The organism is Stieleria bergensis, assembly GCA_007745635.1.
In the GTDB taxonomy this organism is placed as follows: domain Bacteria; phylum Planctomycetota; class Planctomycetia; order Pirellulales; family Pirellulaceae; genus Stieleria; species Stieleria bergensis.
In genome coordinates this window covers 5,446,277-5,462,324 of the sequence record CP036272.1, presented here as the reverse complement: position 1 = coordinate 5,462,324, position 16,048 = coordinate 5,446,277, and the positions used below count along the sequence as shown (strand labels likewise).

Annotated in this window: 12 protein-coding genes; 11 read left to right on the top strand and 1 reads right to left on the bottom strand. The window is 56.0% G+C overall.

The window, feature by feature from the left end:
• Window positions 1–53 precede the first annotated feature (53 nt).
• From SV7mr_RS19140 to SV7mr_RS19130, 3 genes are read left to right on the top strand one after another with little or no spacing between them, the layout of a single operon-like run.
• The gene (locus SV7mr_RS19140) at window positions 54–1,331 is read left to right on the top strand and encodes a glucuronyl esterase domain-containing protein (RefSeq protein ID WP_145275735.1); all 1,278 of its coding nucleotides are present in this window, start codon (window positions 54–56) and stop codon (window positions 1,329–1,331) included.
• A gap of 6 nt (window positions 1,332–1,337) precedes the next feature.
• Complete coding sequence (locus tag SV7mr_RS19135) at window positions 1,338–2,534, top strand: pyridoxal phosphate-dependent aminotransferase (RefSeq protein WP_145275733.1); 1,197 nt, start codon at window positions 1,338–1,340, stop codon at window positions 2,532–2,534.
• Between the two features lie 29 nt (window positions 2,535–2,563).
• Window positions 2,564–3,337, top strand: a complete 774-nt coding sequence (locus tag SV7mr_RS19130; RefSeq protein ID WP_145275731.1) for a nitrilase-related carbon-nitrogen hydrolase — start codon at window positions 2,564–2,566, stop codon at window positions 3,335–3,337.
• Window positions 3,338–3,416: 79 nt separating this feature from the next.
• Here the strand turns inward: SV7mr_RS19130 and SV7mr_RS19125 are convergent, their stop codons facing one another.
• Window positions 3,417–5,051 (bottom strand): CehA/McbA family metallohydrolase domain-containing protein, encoded by a 1,635-nt coding sequence (locus SV7mr_RS19125; RefSeq protein ID WP_145275729.1) that lies wholly within the window; start codon window positions 5,049–5,051, stop codon window positions 3,417–3,419.
• Window positions 5,052–5,242: 191 nt separating this feature from the next.
• On the opposite strand from SV7mr_RS19125, the gene SV7mr_RS19120 reads away from it, so the two are divergent.
• The 8 genes from SV7mr_RS19120 to SV7mr_RS19080 all read left to right on the top strand — a co-directional run bounded on the left by SV7mr_RS19120 (window position 5,243) and on the right by SV7mr_RS19080 (window position 15,997).
• On the top strand, window positions 5,243–6,244 hold the full coding sequence (locus SV7mr_RS19120) for a DnaJ C-terminal domain-containing protein (RefSeq protein ID WP_145275727.1): 1,002 nt from the start codon (window positions 5,243–5,245) through the stop codon (window positions 6,242–6,244).
• A 52-nt stretch (window positions 6,245–6,296) separates the two neighbouring features.
• Window positions 6,297–6,665 (top strand): ribonuclease P protein component, encoded by a 369-nt coding sequence (gene rnpA, locus SV7mr_RS19115; protein WP_145275724.1) that lies wholly within the window; start codon window positions 6,297–6,299, stop codon window positions 6,663–6,665.
• A 79-nt stretch (window positions 6,666–6,744) separates the two neighbouring features.
• Window positions 6,745–7,101: a DUF4112 domain-containing protein gene (locus tag SV7mr_RS19110; protein ID WP_145275721.1), complete on the top strand. Its 357-nt coding sequence runs from the start codon at window positions 6,745–6,747 to the stop codon at window positions 7,099–7,101.
• A gap of 42 nt (window positions 7,102–7,143) precedes the next feature.
• Complete coding sequence (locus SV7mr_RS19105; RefSeq protein ID WP_145275719.1) at window positions 7,144–7,695, top strand: hypothetical protein; 552 nt, start codon at window positions 7,144–7,146, stop codon at window positions 7,693–7,695.
• A gap of 337 nt (window positions 7,696–8,032) precedes the next feature.
• On the top strand, window positions 8,033–8,572 hold the full coding sequence (locus SV7mr_RS19100; RefSeq protein WP_145275717.1) for a hypothetical protein: 540 nt from the start codon (window positions 8,033–8,035) through the stop codon (window positions 8,570–8,572).
• Window positions 8,573–9,280: 708 nt separating this feature from the next.
• Entirely contained in the window at window positions 9,281–13,855 is a 4,575-nt protein-coding gene (locus SV7mr_RS25630; RefSeq protein ID WP_419187617.1) for a hypothetical protein, read from the top strand.
• Window positions 13,856–14,093: 238 nt separating this feature from the next.
• A complete protein-coding gene (locus tag SV7mr_RS25625) occupies window positions 14,094–14,267 on the top strand; it encodes a hypothetical protein (RefSeq protein ID WP_419187616.1) in 174 nt (57 codons plus the stop codon).
• Between the two features lie 38 nt (window positions 14,268–14,305).
• Complete coding sequence (locus SV7mr_RS19080; protein ID WP_145275715.1) at window positions 14,306–15,997, top strand: hypothetical protein; 1,692 nt, start codon at window positions 14,306–14,308, stop codon at window positions 15,995–15,997.
• Window positions 15,998–16,048: the final 51 nt, after the last annotated feature.

The following is a 16,048-nucleotide window of genomic DNA, read 5'->3' as shown; positions in this document are numbered from 1 at the left end:
CATACGTCCAGCGTTCCCTCTCCCCTCCCCTGCTCTTTCCTGATGTGGTTGCCATGCGATTGCTTCGATCTGTTTTTGTCAGCGCTTTTGCGTTAACAACGCTCTCCGTTTCCGTTGCTCAGACCGTTTCGGAAACGAAGCCAGCACCCTGGAAAGCGAATCCAGAGTTGGTTGCCAAGAAGCAGCAATCACGCAACAACCAGTTTAACTACGTCGAGGCCAACGTGCCCGACTATCAGTTGCCGGATCCTTTGGTGGCCAGTAACGGAGCGAAGGTTGCTGACGCACAAACTTGGTATCAGCAACGCCGGCCTGAGTTGATGGAGCTGTTTCGCACGCAGGTTTATGGGCGCCGACCAAGCACGCCGTACAAGACTCGGGCGAAAGTCGTCCAAACGCGCGATAACGTGTTTGGACTTGGTGCATCCGGTGCTCAGTACACCCTCACCATCGAAACGGAGAACGGATCGCATTCCTTTGACTTCGTTCTGTTCGTCCCCCAGTCCAAGCAGCCCGTCCCGGTGATCGTTCAAATGAACAATCGCAAGTTCATCTCGCTTGACGAGGCCGACAAGCAACCCGATGGTTTTTGGTCGGTGAAGCGGATTCTTGAGGCTGGTTTTGCCACTGCGGCCTTTCATACCAGCGATGTCGATCCAGATCGCAAGGATGGATACGAACAAGGCATTCGTGCTTTGCTAGACGATCCTGATTCAGATGAAGACAGTCGCTGGAAAGCCTTGTCCGCCTGGGGCTGGGGAGCGAGTCGTGTTTTGGATCACCTGGAAACCATGCCAGCGATTGACGCCAAACGTAGCGCAATCGTTGGGCATTCTCGGGGAGGAAAGTCAGCGTTGTGGACGGCGGCCGAGGATACTCGATTCGCGATCGCGTACAGCAATAACTCGGGCTGTGGAGGAGCCGCTCTTTCCCGTCGCGCTTATGGAGAAACGGTCAAGCGAATCACCTCTTCGTTCCCACATTGGTTTTGCAACCGCTTCGCCAATTTCTCGGATCGGGAAAGCGAGTTGCCAGTGGATCAGCATCAACTGATCGCTTTGGTCGCGCCGCGCTCAGTGTATGTGACCAGTTCTGATCAAGACCTTTGGGCAGATCCGAAAGGTGAATACACGTCGCTGATCAACGCGGCGCCGGTCTTCAAGCTGTTGGGGTTGCAGGCAATTGAACCGTCAGAGATGCCGGCATTGGATGCCCCACGCCATCAAGGAGCCACCGGCTATCACGTTCGCAGCGGTGCTCATAACTTGACCGAACAAGATTGGGTCTCGTTCTTGAAGTTCGCGAAATCTCGTTTCAAACAGGAACGCTAATCCATCATGGATGAATCAGCGAAGGTTTCGCGGCGAATCACTGGCGTCCAATCACCGGTGATTCCGATTGTCGCGCAGTGGACCGCTCAGACTCCTGGTACGATTTCTTTGGGGCAGGGTGTGGTGCACTATGGGCCACCCGAAAGTGTTTTCACGACGCTGGCTGATCCGGCAATTCAAGGCTATCACACCGATCGCTATGGACCCGTCGTCGGCGATCAAGCGTTGCTAAACGCCATTGAACACAAGTTACTTGTTGACAATGGCATCTCCTTGGCAGCGGGCGATGAAAAGGGAGACAGTGGCAGTGAAGTCGTCGTCACTGCCGGTGCCAACATGGGGTTTCTGAATGCGATTCTGGCCATTGCCGATGTGGACGACGAAATCATTTTGTTAACGCCGTACTATTTCAATCATCACATGGCGATTGAAATCGCGGGCTGCCGAGTGGTGGAGGTGCCGACGGATCGCGACTCGCAACCTGTGGTCGCAGACATTGCCGCAGCAATCACTGATCGAACTCGCGCTGTGGTGACGATCTCGCCAAACAATCCGACCGGAGCGTTGTACCGCGAGGAGGTGCTGCGGCAAATCAATTCGCTTTGCCAGCAGCGCGGCATTTTCCATCTTAGCGATGAAGCCTATGAGTACTTCATTTACGACGAGGCTCGGCATTTCAGTCCAGGTTCGATCGCGGGTGCTGCTGAGCATACGATCAGTCTCTTTTCACTCTCAAAAACCTATGCCATGGCTGGTTTTCGGATCGGTTATCAGGTGTTGCCCAAGCGGTTGTCTGTGGCCGTCAAAAAGGTTCAAGATACCAACTTGATTTGTCCGCCGCGAGTTTGCCAGCAAGCCGCATTGGCTGCGATGCAAGTCGGCCCTGAGCACTGCCAGCAGTATGTGCCAGAGTTGCAGCAGGTGCGTGATCGGGCCATCGATCGTTTGCAGACGCTGGGGGAGCGTTGTCAAATCTCACGCCCTGAGGGTGCGTTTTACTTGTTTTTGCACTTAGACAGTTCACAGGATGACGTCACACTGACCGAACAACTGATTCGCCAGCATCAAGTCGCCGTGCTGCCGGGCAGCGCCTTTGGAGCGTCCGCGTCTTGTTCACTGCGTTTATCGTTTGGCGCACTCAATGGCCAGACGGTCATTGATGGCATTGATCGTTTGGCCGATGGTCTGCGCACCCTGTTGTAGCAACCGCTTGATCACATCGAGGCACTTTCATGGAAATCGTCGCTGTTCAATTGGACATGGCTTGGCAGGACAAGTCAGAAAACCATCAACGTGTTGAAAACTTGCTGGCCGGCGCGGACGTCCCGACTGGAGCGCTGGTGATCTTGCCAGAGATGTTTGAGACGGGATTTTGCATGGATGTGACGGTGACTGCACAGGGGCCGGATCGATCGGGTGAGCAGTTCTTGAAAGACCTGGCAAAGCAATACAACGTGGCCGTTATGGGCGGTGTGGCTGGGCCGATCATCGAAGGGCAATCGGTCAATCAAGCTGTTGTGTTTGATCCCGATGGCAATGAACTGGCTCGTTATCAAAAGATGAAACCGTTTTCGCTTTCAGGCGAAGGCGATCATTATGTCGCTGGCACTTCGCATTGCTTGTTCACATGGCAGGGCGTGACGATTGCCCCCTTTATCTGTTATGACTTGAGGTTCCCAGAGATCTTTCGGCCGGCGGTCGCCGAAGGTGCTGAATTGATCACCTTGATCGCTTGCTGGCCTTCCAAACGCAGTGAGCACTGGGTGCGATTGTTGCAGGCACGGGCGATTGAAAACTTAGCCTGCGTGGTGGGCGTGAATCGAGTGGGCGCGGAGCCAGGATTGGCATTCGATGGACGGAGTAGTGCCTTCGATCATCTGGGCAATCCCTTGTTTGAAGCCGACGACCAGACGCAGGTCTTGCGGGCGACGCTCGATATCGAACAAGCCAGACGTTGGCGAGGGAAATTCCCGGCTCTGCGCGATATGAAAACGCCCGTTGAATGAACCAATTTCGTAGGGTGCAGTGCCTGCACGCACCAGTGCCCTGTCCTGCTTGAGACGATCTGTCGTGGTGGCAGGATCATCACTCGACGGCCTGAGCCAACTTCGTTTGCCAAAACTTTCGGGAGGCTTGAATGAACGGTGCGTACTGGGCCAGCTGATCGGCTTGGGTTTTCTGGAGATGCGTTTCGTACCCTGCCTGCCAGGCTTGGAAGAATTCCACACTGGTTTTGGACACTCGTCGCTTGCCGTCAATTTCGATCCACCAAGGCGCCGTCACAGCAGCGCGATAATGCTGGTCATGAAGCGTCATGACGCGAATGATCACCCAGCCGCTTTCGCTGGCTTCGATCGGCGGGATCTTGCCGCCTGCTTTGGCGAACTCATCCAGTCGAGCACTGTAGTGGACTTGGTTGTTGTGAATGACTTCCAGGTAATCGACCTGATCGCGTACCGAGAGGTTCAGTTCGGGCTGGAGTCGTAAGGTTTGTCCAGCGGAGCCTTTGAACGTGTGGCCGGGGACCTTGCCGCTGATGAGCGGTTGCAGCATCGGACCGTTGGTCGCCACGCTGTGTCCCTGCCACAGATTCGCCCACCACTGTTCAGACGTGGTCGAGACGGTGGGCTGTTGCAACGATTCGTCGTAGCCATCGTCGACGGCACGGGTGACATACAGGCGGTTGTAACCGACCGGTAAGTTCGCTGATTGATCGCCGCCCCCGGCCAGGGGGACCAGTCGAAGGCCGCAATCGAGAAGATGGCGATAGATCTGTTCTCCGTAGCGTCCGACTTGAGTGGCTTCACGAATGGCAAAGTAATCCGGGACGGGGCCTTCCTTGATGGTCAACACTTGGCGATCGAGCCGTAGCCAGTCACCTAAAAGAAAGTAGCCATCCACTTTGCCGCTTGCCAGCCAAACAGGCAGTTGCCAGCTGAACGGGTTTTCAATGGCGATCTTGACGGGTTGTTCCAAATTCGCGTTGGCAGCAGCGATTAGGAACGGGAGTCCATCGAGCGATTTTGGATCAATCTGCAGTGACTCTGCTGTTGGTTCATTCAGCCCATAATAGGACAGGCCCTGGGCGTAAGTCACATCGTGGCGAATCCAGGAAGGTGCATAGGTCAGCGGCCGATCTTGACCGCGTTTGGGAATGGGTTTAGCGGGCACGTCTTGGGTCACCGCGGCGACATGCAAGTCTTCGGAGGCCATGCGGAGCGGCAGACTATTTGGGGACGGGGTGACAAAACAGTCGCCACTGACCCATCCCTGTTTGTACATGTCCACCATTCTTGGCAGCGTTTTATGGTGCTCGTCCAAGCTGGTTTTCTCCATCGTGAACCCGCCGGTTAACCAGCGATATTCCGGACCGCGAATCAGCTTGTAGTGATAGTCCCCTGGAGGCAATTCCAGTTCGACCCGCTCATCAAGGACCGTTCCGATGCCCGCTGGGATGGTTTGGCGAATCGGGATCGGTTTGGTGGCGTTTTTGGAAAGCCGTTTCTGGGCTCTGGCGGTGATCTGAGGGAGATGCCGATACAGTTCGATCCGCGAGGTCACCGGTTGACCGGTTTCTTCGTCTTCCAAGGTCATCGTCAGCAGGCCGTCGGCGTTCACCGTCAGTTTGGCAGGAAACGGACAGAGCAAGCTGAAGGCAGCAGAGAGCCAAAAAGCGAAGTGAAAGCGGAGGTTTTTCCTGCTGTTTTGACCTTCAAGCATGAATCGTTCTCGATGTGGCGCAGGCTTTGCTGGGTGAACTTGGTGATGATCGCCGGTGTCAAATGGGCCGGCAACAAGTATAAACCTTGATCTTGCCCGAGGCGTCGGTTTCGCGTCTTGGGCTGGATCACCGAAGCGGCTATTTTTGTACGGTCGCTATTGTCGTTGTCATCCTAACCACTGCATCTGCCGTGTCAGAAGACCTTTATCAAATCCTCGGCGTTTCTCGAAACGCGAGCAAAGACGAGATTCGAAAAGCTCATCGCAAGCTAGCGCTCAAGTACCATCCGGACAAAAATCCGGACGATGATGCGCAAGCACGCTTCAAACGTATCCAGGAAGCGTATGACGTGTTGAGTGACGAGGAAAAACGGGCGGCCTACGATCGCTATGGTTCGGACTTTGAAAAAGTTCGCAGCGCTGGCGGGTTCCATGGTGCCGGGGCCGGTGGATTCGATGGCCTGGACTTGGACTCCATTTTTGGTCGTGGAGCTGCTGGCGGTGGTGGTGGCGCGAGCGGCAATCCAGGTGGCTTCAACTTTGAAGGCGGCTTCGGCGATTTTTTTGAACAAATCATGGGCGGCCAAGCTGCTCGTGGCGGCGGCGGAGGACGAGGTCGCACTCGCACCGCTGCTTCGCGTGCACAGAAAGGCGGCAACCTGCGCCGAGAGTTGCAGTTGCCACTGGAAAAAGTGGTCGCCGGCGGCGAAGCCGAGCTGTACATTAACGACCAAAAGATCTCGGTCAACATTCCCAAGGGGATCGCCGAAGGCACCAAAATGCGACTGCGCGAAAAAGGATCGCCATCGCCCAACGGTGGGCCTCCCGGGGATTTGATCTTGGTCGTTAGCTCTACACCCCATCCGGTGTACAAACGCTATGGTCAGAACTTGGAGCTGAATTTGCCTGTCACGCTGACTGAGGCGGTGCTGGGCTGTAAAGTTGATTTGCCGCTGTTGCCTGAAGGCAGCGTCGCACTTTCAATTCCTGCGGGCACAAGCAGTGGACGCAAGCTTCGTTTAAAGGGACAAGGCATTCCCTCTGCTAAGGGAGCGGCCGGTGACCTGATCGTGCAGGTTCAAATCAAAGTGCCCGAGCAAGTCGATGAGCCATCGAAGAAGCTGCTTGAGGAATTTGCAGAGCTCAATCCGCAGTCGGTCCGCCAGTCACTCGAAGGCTCAACAACGTCCTGATTCAGGCAGTCGACCGATTCCGATCGAAATGAGCGTTTCTTAGTAGGCAATCATGGGGCAAACGTTTCCCAAAACTCGACGCGTGATTTCATCGCAGCGATTCACTCTGGCGCTGCGCACGGGGGCTTGTGCGGCAGACGGTTGCTTGGTCGTGTTTGTTGTTCCCGCTGATTCAGAGCGGTCGCCAAACGTCACGCGGCTAGGGATTACGATTCCGAAAAAAACGGGAAATGCTGTCATTCGTAACCAATGGAAGCGTTGGATTCGCGAATCCTTTCGTACCCAGTGCGGAAACATTCCAGCGGGTTATGATTTGATCGTCAGGCCCAAGAAAGGAGCGCGAGGGGACTGGAAGAGCATTCAGAAATCGCTGCCAGTGATGGCTCGCAAAGCGATCAAGCGTTTGTCTGCTGGTTCCTGATTCCCTCGGGGAATGAAGTTGAAACGCCTGGGACTTGAACACGCGTCCCGATTTTTCTTGTCAATACCGGAGTCCCACGATGAACGAAGATCGCCGAAACACCGCGCAGTTTCAGGCGATCGATCAGTTGGCCGGGTTGATGGATGATGCCTTTCGGATTCCATTGACCAACATCCGCTTCGGTCTTGATCCGCTATTGGGTTTGTTTCCTGGCATTGGAGATCTTGGCAGCGGATTGATTGGCCTGATCATCATTGCCAGAGCAAGGCAATTGGGCGTTCGAAAACGGGTGGTCCTGCGAATGCTTGTGAACCTCGGTATTGATACTGTGCTGGGATCAGTGCCGATTGTGGGTGATCTTTTCGATGTGGCTTGGAAAGCGAACCGCAAGAATGTTCGCCTGATCGAAGAGCACTTGGAAAGAACGGGCCCTTAGTCAGCGTCGTTTGCAGAGCCCTGTGGGACGTGTGGAGGATCAATGTTGAGCCAATCGAGCAGTCACGCATTGCGGTTAACGATTCTAGAGCATGTTCTCCAGCGGCCGCAGTCGCTTGATCGCTCGCCTGGCTCGGTCGCTTGTGGGACCGTTCATTGGGATTGGTGTTTTGAAATGCCTGCCCAGGTCGTGACGCATTCGGCGGACCATCGCTTATGGACGTGGGCAAGCGATCCGGTCAGCGACTTGCCGGCTCTGGCAGGGGGGACTTCATCGTTGATCGTTCCCTGTTGTCGCTTGCCCAATCATCGCACCCGTTATCTGGACTACGAGGGGGAGATTTCCGGACAGCGGGGCAGTGTTCGAGCGCTCGCACGCCGGCGGTTCACGATTGCGGAGGCGGTTGGTTTGGAGCCAGACGAGGCCCAATCGCAACGTTTCATGCTTCGTGTTTTGTTAATCGATAGTGCGGACGATGGTCCGGCAAACGCATTGTTATCGGGGTTGACCGAGTTAATCGTTCGCGATGCCAGTGGGCCAGAATTCGCGTGTGAAAAAGAGGGCCATCGGACGGGGGAGATTTTACTACGCTAGTGGCCAACTGTCCTTTGGCGGGGGCGGGCAGTCAGGCGTTGAAACAGGCCTGAATTTTCGGAATCCCGCTGGTTGCGCTTGCTGGGGTTCTGCTAAGACATACACTTAGATAGCGACGCCCATAAACGGCTTCGCTAGCTTCGGTCGATAACGTTTCGGCAGAGGGATCATTTATTGGGTTCGCCTAAGTCACTTAACGGCAAGTGCAGTAGCACGCTTAGGCTTGCGCGTTTCTCCCAGCGGCTCCATTTGCCGCCGAACGACCGAGGCACTAGCCGGTTGACTCGTCATGGTTACCATGTTTGAGTCAACCGGTTTTTTTTATAGGTTTTTCGTGATGTCCGATTCGGTGATGCCAAACGTCGACGATGATTCAGCAAACGTGATCCCCGACGCTTCCGGGGACGCAAACTTACCCCGAGTAGCTCCTCGCGCGCGTTTGTCGCGGCGTGGTTTGAGCCTGTCGTTGGCCGCGGCGTTTTCATTGGGGCTGCTGGTTTACGCCTTGTTTCCCGAGAATTCAGGCGGTCCGCCGCTGCCCGTTGCCGTCACCGTGGGAAAGGATTTGGTGCCATCGGCAGCCAATGGGCAGCCGGTTTTGGCCGATGTGGTGGCGATCACGAACGAGACCGAAGAGCCGATTCGCAACCTGACCCTGATCCTGAACGATCACTATTTGCTGATGCGAGCCAGTCCACTGGAGGCCGGCCAGCGCGTCGTGCTGCCGCAAGCGATCTTCACCGACAAACGCAGCAGCCAGCGGTTTGAGCCCCAGAAGAGTTGGGTTTTCGAAGTCACTGTCCGTGGGCAGTTGCCAAACAATCAGCGTGGGGTGTCGCAATTTTTCTTCGATGAAGAGGGGCGCGAGCGCCAGTGAGTGTTCTGGCGATTGCGTTGTGGCGGCTAGGGCACGCTTGAGGCGGCGGAGTTCCGACCGGCTTGGTGGGGGCAAATCTGGCAATCTGCGCATTCAGCGTGAAGCCCACGGAATTTTCTGATTCTGACCGGCGGACGCTATTGTTGCCCGCAGAGATTGGATCAGAGTGTCGCGGTCGGGGTTGGGGCGGAGCGCTCTGGCTTGAGCGATGCTTCCGATGAACTGCCCGAACGTCAGCAAAATTTCAGTGCAGCCGATCCGTTTTGGCACGCCATTCGCACAATAGGCTAGCCAGACACGGGGTTGACTTGCTTTTCGGGATTCTGGCTGAGCAATCTCGCAACAGGTGTTGCAAAATGCAACACCGAGGTGTGTTGAAGGTTCAGTCAGAGTCCTGGAAACCTTAATTTTTTCGTAGAAAGCGAGATCATCCGGAAATAGACTCATGAGTCATTAACTGGCTTGATTGCTTTTAAACTTATCACCGCTAAGTGCTGCCGAAAGTTCGGAAAGACGTCATTTTTCCGATGCGGCGCTTAGTAAAACCGAAGGGTTGTCCCGATGAAGACAGGGTTACGTCTGTTTTCATACAACGCGGAGAAAAATCAGATGCGAGACGTCGCACAGCAAAGACTCAAACTTAAGTCGGCATTGCGGTGGGTTGCACCGGCAACCGCTGCAATGGCATTTTCAATGGCAGGTGGGGTCATGCCCGCATGGTCACAGGATTCGGCTCGCAATCAAGCGACTCAGGTCCAGACCTTTTCGGCATCGCCAGGGGTCAACCATGCTTCGGCACGGGTGGTCAGCCACGGTGTGATTGATGCCCAGGGCGTGGAATCAGAAACCGCTTATTTCGCGGCTTCGGTTCAGCCATCAGCCGATGAGCAACTGTTGCAATCGCTTCGCAACATGGCTTCGGACGTTGTCGTGGTTGTTGATACCTCGGCCAGTCAGTCCGGCGCGTTTCGTCAGGATTCACTGATTGCTGCGGAACAAGTGTTGGCAGGAATGCGAGCCAAGGACCGCGTGCAAGTGTTCGCGGCGGACGTTGACGCCAACGCATTGACCTCGCACTTTGGCGCTGTCAACGAAGCCCAAACCGAGGTGGTGATGAACCAGTTGGGAGCACGTCTTCCACTTGGGCACACCAACTTGATCAGCGTGCTTGAAACCGCTGACAAGGTGTTCAAGGAAGCGGGAGCCCAGGCAGGCCGTGGTCGTTCACTGGTCTACATTGGCGATGCGACCTCGATTGAATCTGCCGGTGACCAAACTCGGTTTGCCAAGCTGATCGACTCGCTGCGTACTCAGCACGTTGCCGTTCACAGCATTGCCGTTGGACCCACCATTGACGTTGCCATGATGGGCGTCTTGGCCAATCAGACCGGTGGTCAGGTCGGCGTGGTGAATCGTGGTGAAGGCTACACGGCACAGGCCGTTGCCAAGGAAGTGACCGATGCAGCCTTATTGGCTCCGATCTGGGTGGAGTCGATCTCGACCCCTGAAACGATGACGATCGTTCAAGGTGATCGGTTGCCTCCATTGCGATTGGACCGTGACAGCATTCTGTTGGGACGGGTCACTGGTGATAAAAAGCAACACATTGAAATGAACCTCGTGGGGCAGTCGCTTGCTGGACAGGTTCGTGTGACAACAGATGCGGAACTAGAACACGGCCACCCAGACTTCGGCTTCTTGAGCAAGCTTGTTGCGGAAGCTGAAGGAAACCAAGGTCTGACCTTGCCAACGGCCAACAGCTCATTGCTGCGTCAGAAAGCGTTGGCGATCGCTGCCGAAGCTTCTGAGTTGGTTCGAGCCGGCAAGCTTGCCTTGCAAACCGGTGACAAACGTGGCGCCAAAGCGATCGCTGAGATGGCTTTGGAAGCTGATCCACAAAACGAAGATGCCAAGAGCCTGAAGGTTGTCAGCGGCACCACGTTGATCATGCAAGATGACGATCCCTTTGCGGATCCGTTTGCGGAGCCCGCCGCGCCAGCGAAGCCTGCACCTGCGGCGGACGATCCCTTTGCCGATCCGTTCGCTGAGCCCGCCGCGCCAGCAAAGCCTGCACCAGCGGCGGACGATCCTTTTGCCGATCCAGCGGCTCCTGCTGCACCCATGCCAGCGGCCCCCAAACCGGCTGCTCCCATGCCAGCGGCAGATGATCCCTTTGCGGCACCAGCTCCAGCTCCAGCGGCACCACCAGCACCAAAACCAGCGGGCAACGATCCGTTTGCAGCTCCAGCGGCACCGGCTCCTGCGGCACCGGCACCTCTGCCAGTGCAGCCGCCAGCGATGGTAGCACCGGCACCAGTAGCACCGGCACCAGGTGGTTTGAACGGTGCGGCTCCACCGACTCCCGGCGTCAATGCAGGTGATCGCTACCCAGCGGTCGACCCCAACCGTCGGATGGTTGGCGACGATGAAATTTTGGGATCGGGCGGAGGTTTGTTGCAGCAAGAGATCAATCGCCGCAGTGCGATGGAAGGTGCGATGCAAGGCGAAGTTCGCCAAGCGTTGATTTACGCCGAGCGTCAAGTGCGTCAGGATCCTCGTAAAGTGGCCGGGCAGCTGAAAGGTGTTCTGGCTCGTGTTGAAGCATTCCCAGACCTGTCGCCAGCGCTGCGTCAGAAGCTGAGCCTGCAATTGCAATCGGCCATTCAGGCCAGTGCGATGGCAGAGGAGCGATTCAATGAGCAGCAATCTAACCGTGTTGCCGAGCAAGAGCGTGCTCGGGCAGCATCATTGTTGTTGCAGAAAACCTATCGCCGCGAAGCGACTTTGAAGACCTTGTCACAACAGATGAACGCGTTGATCGATGAAGGTCGATACGTGGAAGCGGATGGTGAAGTCTCGGTCAAATTCGTTGAAGAAGCTGGCGACACCATTACCGATGACTCGGTTGCTGGTCAGCACTTTGCCTACCAGCCCTTGGCGTTGCAAACCTATGCACGCGACCGCGAATACCGCAAGATGCGAGAACGCAACTTCGTTGATGCGTTCTCGTTGGTCTTGAAAGCCAACATCCCGTTCGTGGACGAGCCACACGTTGTCTTGTTCCCAGAAGCAGAGGCTTGGCAGCGTCTTAGCCGTCACCGGTTGGACAAGTACGGTGCATTCGAGCTGGTCGGTAACAGTGAAGCAGAAAAGAAAATCGAAGCTGCTTTGTCGGATGAGATCTCTCAGGTCTTCACCGAGATTGCACTGACCGAAGCCATTGACACCATTTCCAAGTCACACAACATTCCGATTGTGATTGACCAGCGTGCGTTGGAAGAGGAAGCGTTGGACGCTGAAATGCCGGTTTCGATCGACCTGCAGAACGTCAGCTTGCGTTCTTTCCTACGCTTGATGCTGCGTGATTTGCAACTGGCTTATGTGATCAAAGACGAAGTGATGCAGATCACGACGACCACCGAAGCGGAAAACAACTTGGTGACCAAGGTGTATCCAGTCGGTGACTTGGTCGTGCCAATCATGTCTAGCGGCATGGGCGGCGGCATGGGCGGCGGCATGATGGGCGGCGGCATGGGCGGCGGCATGGGCGGCGGCATGGGCGGCGGCATGGGCGGCGGCATGGGCGGCATGGGTGGCGGCGGCATGGGCGGCTTCGGCGGTGGTGGAGCCTTCATGGTTCCCGACGAAGCAGACCTCAGTGCCAAGGCTCCCGCAGCCAGTTCGCAAACTCCTGCTGCAAAGCCTGAAACGCTTTCCGCTGAGCAAACCGCTCAGATCCGTCCCTTGAAGATCGAAGTGGCTCCTGGGCAGACACGTGCTGAAGCGTGGAAGGCGTACTTCGCTGAGGTTGAAATCAACAGCCCCGTTGAAATGACCCTCTTGGATCAACGCGTTCGCTCGACGGCTGCGATGTACTCGCGTCGTTCGGCTGCAGCCGAAGCCAAGGGCAACGATCAAGAAGCGTTGGAGTGGTTTGTGAAGTCTCGCGAGTTGATTGGCGAAGCGATTCGTGCCGGTCAAGTCCAGCCTTGGATGTACCAAGCCTATGCGATTGCGTTGGCTGCAACCGGTGCTCCTCAGGCAGAGGTTGAGCGGGCGTTGCTCTCTGCAGTTGATTTCGCTGGTTCGGCGACGGAAGTTCTGAATGTCGCTGGGCGTTTGGAAAACATCGGTTCCTCGAAAGCTGCTCTGCGATTGTGCATGCGAGCTTCCGAGATGAGCCCTGATCGTCGCGAGCCTTACGTCATGGGGATGCGTCTGGCTGAAGCTCTTGACGATGCCGATGGCATTCAATGGGCTTGTGCTGGCGTGCTCGGTCAAGCGTGGCCAGAGTCCTATCAGCCGGTGGTTGAAAAAGCCAAGTTGCTTTCTCGCAGTACCTTCCGCGAAATGCTGGAAAACAAACAGCGCGAAGCAGCCGCTGAATTCGCCGAAACCTTGAAGGTTGCCTCGGCCTACGATGTGGTCGTTCGTGTCAGCTGGACTGGCGACGCCGATGTTGACTTGGCGATTGAAGAGCCCAGTGGCACGGTCTGTTCGTTGGACAACCGAACCACGGCCTCGGGCGGCACCATCCTGGGCGATTCATTCCCCGGAGCCGGCCAAGCCAAAGACGGCACCATCAGCGAAACCTACATGTGCCCCAAAGGCTTCAGTGGCGTGTATCGCTTGCTGGTGCGAAAGGTTTGGGGAGAGGTTTCCTCGGGCAACGTGACTGTCGAAATCGTCACCGATGTCGGTCGCGAATCTCAGCGAGTGATTCGCAAAGAAGTTCCTCTGATGGAAAAGAACGCCTTGTTCGTCTTTGAAGTCAAAGATGGCAAGCGGCAAGAGCAGCTGGGCGAAGCTCAGTTGGCACACTTGCGAGATGTTCAACGCGATATCGTCGGTGACATGGTTTTGGGCCAGTTCGCCAACCCTGCGGCTCCAGATGCCGGCCAGGTGTTGCGAGACCTGTACAGCGACATCGCACAAATGCCCTCCACTGGCGATGGACTTCCTGGTGTCAACAATCCGTTCTTCCCAGGGAACCAAGTCGGTTACATGCCTCAGATCACAACCATTCCTGATGGTGCATTCATGACCGCGACGGCGATTGTCTCGGCTGATCGCCGGTTTGTCCGGATCACGCCTTCGCCACAGTTCACCCAACTGGGTGACGTGACGACCTTCAACTTTGTTGATGGTGGCCAGGGCGGCGGCGGTGGTGGTGGTATCGGCGGCGGCGGTGGTGGCATTGGCGGCGGCGGTGGCGGCATCGGCGGCGGCGGTGGTGGCATCGGCGGCGGCGGTGGTGGCATCGGCGGCGGCATCGGTAACTAAATCCCAGGGCGCAACGCGTCAAGCAATCATCGATTCAGAAATTTCAGGCTGGTTTCCCTCGGGAGCCAGCCTTTCTTTATGCGCCAGTGAAACTTTGCGTCCACACTCTGGGTAGTGATCGGAGGCGAAAACTGATAGGTTGCGCCCGATGACGGTGCGGTTTCAGCCAGCTTGGGTTGGGGAAGACGCTCTGTTGCTCTCAGTGAATCTTCGGCAGAGACCTCGTGTGACTGCTTCGATGATTGTTTCACTGAGCCCGCCAGCAGATGTTCCAGCCTGTCCCCGCGACGAAGTTGATGTTGAAGTCCATGTTGATTTTGGCATTCTCGGACGAGCTCTTGATATTCGCCGAACACTTGATGCACCCCAACCATTCATCGACTTGCTTGCTCCTTTTGCTAGCCCCTATTGATTGCCCCCTTGAAAACGAAACAAAGGATACTTTGAACCATGGGAATCTCCTGTTGTCGCGCCACAGGCACGTTTGTGACGCAAAAATTGGCTGCGGTTGCCTTGATGGCCACCTTGACGCTGGGTTCGCTGAACTTCGGCCTGATGAGTCAGGCATCAGCACAGACATTGACTGACGGATCCAAGCCCGTATTGACGGTTGGCCTGTCTTCAATGAATGAATTGAAGAATGATGTGAACTACGTCACTGGATTGATTGGACGCCCCGAATTCGGTGGTTTCTTCGGTGTCGCAGCGATGGCTTACAGCCAAGGCGTTGATCAGGACGAGCCGATCGGTGTGCTGGTCTCCATGGGGAGCGGAGCTCCTGAGCCAATCGTGATTTTGCCCACTGCCAACGTCAAGCAGATCCTCAGCCGCCTGGAAGCTCAGTTCCAGGAAATGGAAGAAGAGGAAGATGGGACGATCGCCATTGGAGTCAATGGCATGACCATCTACGTCCAACAGAAAGGTAAGGTTGCTGTTGCTGCCCAATCGAAGGACGCCTTGGCATTGGTTCCCAAGGATCCAAAGCCTCTTTACGCTGACTTGGCAGAAAAGCACAACCTGGGCGTGCGATTGCAAATTCAGCAAATCCCCGCGCCTATTCGTGATGCGTTCCTCGGTGCAATGCGCCAAGGATTCACGCAAACCATGCAAGCCGGTGGTGATCCCGGAGCCGCTGACACCGCAGCCGCAGCCCTGGATCAAATCGAGCAGTTGATCAAGGATTCTGATCAATTGACCTTCGGTCTTGGTATCGATGCCGAAGCAGGTGCGTTGGTGATCGACACCTCTTACACCGCCGTCGCTGGCTCCGTCACAGCTGCCATGCAACAAGGGCAACGCCCGATTCCTTCGCGTTTCTCCGCGGTGATTCGTGACGATGCCGCCGCCTATGTGCATCAAGCTGTTTCCATCAGTCCCGAGTCCATTGAACAAGCTCAGGAAGGTGTTGACGCCAACCTTGATATGATTCGCAATGCCTTAAGCCAGCCCGGTGCCTTGCCGCCAGGGTTGGATGACGAAGTCCTTGGCTACATCGAACAGGTCGCTGAACTGGCGATGGATTCGATCAAAGAAGGCAAGTCAGATTCTGGCTTCCTTGTGCTTGCTGGCGAAGACAAATTGCAATTCGTGATGGGCCTCTTCGTCTCTGACGGTGGGAAGGTCGAAGCACTGGCAAAGGACTTGGCCACCAAGATCCCTGATGATCCAAGGGCTCCCCGTTTGACCTTTGATCTTGAAACCTACAACGGTGTCACGCTGCACAAATTGGAGTTGGATGTTCCTGAGCGTGAAGACGAAGCTCGCAAGCTGTTTGGCGAAACCTTAGAAGCCTACATCGGGACAGCCGACAAAGCCGTTTACGCTTCGTTCGGTAAGGGCAGTGAAGCTCTGCTCAAGGAATTCATCGATTCCGGTGCTTCCGATGCTGGTGAGAAACGCCCCAACGCTCAGATGCAGGTCACGATGATGCCATTCCTGGAACTGGCTAACTCCATCGAAGCGGATGACGTGATCTCCAACGTCATCACCACCGTCGGCCAGTCGGCTGGCAAAGGCAAAATTCGCATGGTCATGGAATCCATCGAGAACGGTAGCAAAGTGAGCTTCACCGTCGGTGCCGGCGTGATCCAAGCGATCGGTGCTGCGATTCCAACACCAGGTGCCGGTGCAGCACCGTTCTAACGGACCTGTCTGTCAGTCATGCTCGGCGGTCCATGATCGCCGAGCCGGACA

What these genes read in the sequence shown, in the direction of transcription:
- SV7mr_RS19140 (WP_145275735.1), top strand. Translation starts at nt 54, where the DNA reads ATGCGATTGCTTCGATCTGTTTTTGTCAGCGCTTTTGCGTTAACAACG.
- SV7mr_RS19135 (WP_145275733.1), top strand. Translation starts at nt 1,338, where the DNA reads ATGGATGAATCAGCGAAGGTTTCGCGGCGAATCACTGGCGTCCAATCA.
- SV7mr_RS19130 (WP_145275731.1), top strand. Translation starts at nt 2,564, where the DNA reads ATGGAAATCGTCGCTGTTCAATTGGACATGGCTTGGCAGGACAAGTCA.
- SV7mr_RS19125 (WP_145275729.1), bottom strand. Translation starts at nt 5,051, where the DNA reads ATGCTTGAAGGTCAAAACAGCAGGAAAAACCTCCGCTTTCACTTCGCT.
- rnpA (WP_145275724.1), top strand. Translation starts at nt 6,297, where the DNA reads ATGGGGCAAACGTTTCCCAAAACTCGACGCGTGATTTCATCGCAGCGA.
- SV7mr_RS19110 (WP_145275721.1), top strand. Translation starts at nt 6,745, where the DNA reads ATGAACGAAGATCGCCGAAACACCGCGCAGTTTCAGGCGATCGATCAG.
- SV7mr_RS19105 (WP_145275719.1), top strand. Translation starts at nt 7,144, where the DNA reads ATGTTGAGCCAATCGAGCAGTCACGCATTGCGGTTAACGATTCTAGAG.
- SV7mr_RS19100 (WP_145275717.1), top strand. Translation starts at nt 8,033, where the DNA reads ATGTCCGATTCGGTGATGCCAAACGTCGACGATGATTCAGCAAACGTG.
- SV7mr_RS25630 (WP_419187617.1), top strand. Translation starts at nt 9,281, where the DNA reads ATGCCCGCATGGTCACAGGATTCGGCTCGCAATCAAGCGACTCAGGTC.
- SV7mr_RS25625 (WP_419187616.1), top strand. Translation starts at nt 14,094, where the DNA reads ATGATTGTTTCACTGAGCCCGCCAGCAGATGTTCCAGCCTGTCCCCGC.
- SV7mr_RS19080 (WP_145275715.1), top strand. Translation starts at nt 14,306, where the DNA reads ATGGGAATCTCCTGTTGTCGCGCCACAGGCACGTTTGTGACGCAAAAA.